At 72.5% G+C, this 2768-nt stretch carries 2 protein-coding genes and 1 pseudogene; 1 reads left to right on the plus strand and 2 read right to left on the minus strand.

Annotated elements, in window-relative coordinates; all coding sequences use genetic code 11:
- Together H5J30_RS25790 and H5J30_RS25795 are read right to left on the minus strand one after the other, a co-directional pair.
- Positions 1–797: hypothetical protein (locus tag H5J30_RS25790; RefSeq protein WP_181789742.1), on the minus strand; the 797-nt coding region annotated here is incomplete at its 3' end.
- Positions 798–835: 38 nt separating this feature from the next.
- Entirely contained in the window at positions 836–1561 is a 726-nt protein-coding gene (locus H5J30_RS25795) for a CpaB family protein (RefSeq protein ID WP_309505628.1), read from the minus strand.
- 492 nt (positions 1562–2053) lie between these two features.
- Here H5J30_RS25795 and H5J30_RS25800 point away from each other — a divergent pair.
- Positions 2054–2768, plus strand: a pseudogene (locus H5J30_RS25800) (hypothetical protein); the annotation flags it as partial.

Consider the following 2768-nt stretch of genomic DNA (forward strand, 5'->3'; position numbering starts at 1 on the left):
AGCGAGGCGCCGAAGTGCTGGTGCAGGTCGCTGGCGACCTTGCGGATGGACCGTACGAGCATCGACTTCTCCGCGCGCCCGCGCCGCCGCCCCGCCAACTGCTCGGCGCCCGCGATGTCGTCCGCGACCACCCCGAGCACCCGGGCGCCCGACTGCGACGCCGTGAGCATGTCGTTGACCTGCGCGGCGACCTTCGCGGCGCCGGACGGCTCGGTGACCAGCAGCACGCCGATCAGCGGCGTGCCCAGCGCCGCCGCGCCGCGCTGCGTGCCGTGCAGCCGCGCGGACAGGGACGACGCCCGGTCCCGTACCCGCGCGATCTGCTCGGGCAGCGCGCGGGCCACCAGCAGCACCAGCGCGGCGTGCGAGAACAGCTCGATGGTCCCCGAGTCCACGCCGACGCGGCCGCAGTCGGCGATCACGTCCGTGCCGCCGTGCGGCGACTCGGCGAGGGCGGCGAACGCCCGGCCCAGCGTGGGCCAGAGGCGGGTGACTCCGGCGGACTGGTCGGAGTTGCCCAGGCCGACGATGACGTCGAGCCCGCCGGACATCGGCTGCGCGTGGTCCCACAGCTGCTCCGCGGCGATGCCGCGGCGGGCGGTGGCGGCCAGCGACAGCATGCCGGTGTTCGGGTCGAGTGAGTTGCCGTTCTGCCCGACCGAGCGGTAGACGAGGTCGCCGCCCGCCGGGTCCGCTTCGGCGAGCAGCGCACGCCGGGGCCAGACGGCGGCCAGCGCGACGGCGGTCGTCGTCACACCGGGCGCGCCCTTGTCGGCCGCGACTGCGATCAGCGCCATGGTGAGTTCCCTCGCTCCCGTGAAGACCCGTTACGACGTCAGCTACCGCTGGATACGAGAGTCAGGCCGATCTCCTTCTCGGACGCCGCCGCCACGAGAGGACCGGCCTGTGTCTTGTCGACGAGGAGATTGACCGTGACGGTTCCACTCGTGACCGTGCCCTCGTCGCCGCGGCTGATGCTCTGCACCTTCACGCCCTCGGCGAGCACCTCGCCGGCCGCGACGCTGCCGGAGGCGCCGGTGCCGCTGTCGCCGCTGTCGCCGGTGGTCGGGCTGTCGCCGACGTAGTAGGCGTCGACGCGGGCGCCGTCGACCAGGCCGCCGGGCATCTGCGCGGACTCCATGGTCACGCCGACCACGGTCTGGCCCTCCTTGAGGCCCTTGCCTTCCTGGATCATCTCGGGGACCAGGACGCTGCCGGGGACGAGGTCGGTGGTGGCGTAGAAGTCGCCGAGCTGGCCGCGCTGGTCCCAGCGGATGTACGGGACGTCGCTGTCCTTCGGCATCATCACCTGCTCGACGTCCCCGTCGGAGATGCCCTCGCCCGCGGGGACGCGGTCGGAGATCTGCACGGCGGCCACCTGGTTGCCTGCGCGCAGCACGAGCACGGCGGTGCCCAGCGCGCCCGCGAGGATCAGGAGCACGGCCAGCGCCGCCAGCGCCGGTTTGCGTTCGCGAGGAGCAAACGGCAGTCTGTCGCCGGACTGCGGAACAGGGGCGGCCGACCTGCCGCCCGCGGCTGCCGTGCGTTCCCTGGTCTTCACGGAATCACCCCGTAACTCGCCGTTTCCTGGCCGAAATTCCCCTACCTGATCGGCCGAGAACGCCGCAACAGGTTGTCAAGCCATCGAACCGTAGCAGTAGCCTAAACCCCCCTCAACCCGCGTCAGGCAACGAGAGCGTCACAGCCCATCGACAGTTCCGACAGCTGAGACGACGACCTTGCCAGGACCGCAAATCACCAGCTTGCAGGGGCGCGGGGGGCACGCCCCGGCGGGCGTACGGGTCCACGCGCGCGCCGGGTGCGGGGGCCGGCGGGCGCGTTGGCGGGGCGCTCCGTGACAGACCCGGGGACCGGGTATTGGCGAATCCGGATATGTGCACTCGCCAACTCGTCAAATGGATGGAATTCCGCGGGCGTCGGGGCGCGATTACGGATGTCGGTGGTCGTCGCTACGATCCGGTGGGAAAGGGGGATACACATGCGACGGCCGGTTCGGCAGCGGGTGTGCGGCTGGCTCGGGAGGTCCGGGGGGATGGTGAAGGCCGTGAGGGTCGCGCGGGCGTCGGTGTGCGCCCGGGGTGTCCGCAGGGTGCCGGCCGTCGGGCTGCTGCTGCTTCTGGCGTGCCTGCCCGGGACGGCGGCCGGGGCGGTCGCCGCGCGCGGGGCGGAGGGGGACGGCGCCGTGCAGGCAGCGTATCTGGCGGAGCGGTTGCGCGAGGCCCCCGTGTACGTGACGGACCAGGCGCCGCGCGAGATAGCGCGGTCCTCCGCGCCGGAGTTCGCGAAGACCGCGAAGCAGACGGGTGTGCCGACGTACGTCGTACTGCTGCCCGAGCGCGGCCCGTTCGACGAGCGGCTGCTCGGCGCGGTGCACGACAGGCTGCGCCGGGACGGGCTGTACGTCCTGCTGGACAGCAGCGGCATCGGCGTCACCGCGGTGCCCTTCGGCGTCGACGTGCCGGCGGAGTCGGCGACGACCGTCGCGCAGTATGAACTGCCGTACGACGCCGGGCCGCTGCTGACGTTCCAGCGCTTCGTGGAGGCCCTGACCGACGACGACCCGGCGGGGCGCGCGGAGGCGGCGCGGGAGAAGTACGGCAGCGACGCGGGCAGCGCACCGGCGGAGGAGCCGGACAAGCTGCACATCACGCGTACCGACCGCGAGAACCAGTCGTTCCTGACGGGCATCCTGCTCGCGGGGGTGCCGCTGCTGGTTCTGCTGCTCGTGCTGTACGTGCTGCGCCGGC

The sequence above is a fragment of the Streptomyces phytophilus genome (assembly GCF_013870535.1).
GTDB classification, from domain to species: domain Bacteria; phylum Actinomycetota; class Actinomycetes; order Streptomycetales; family Streptomycetaceae; genus Streptomyces; species Streptomyces phytophilus.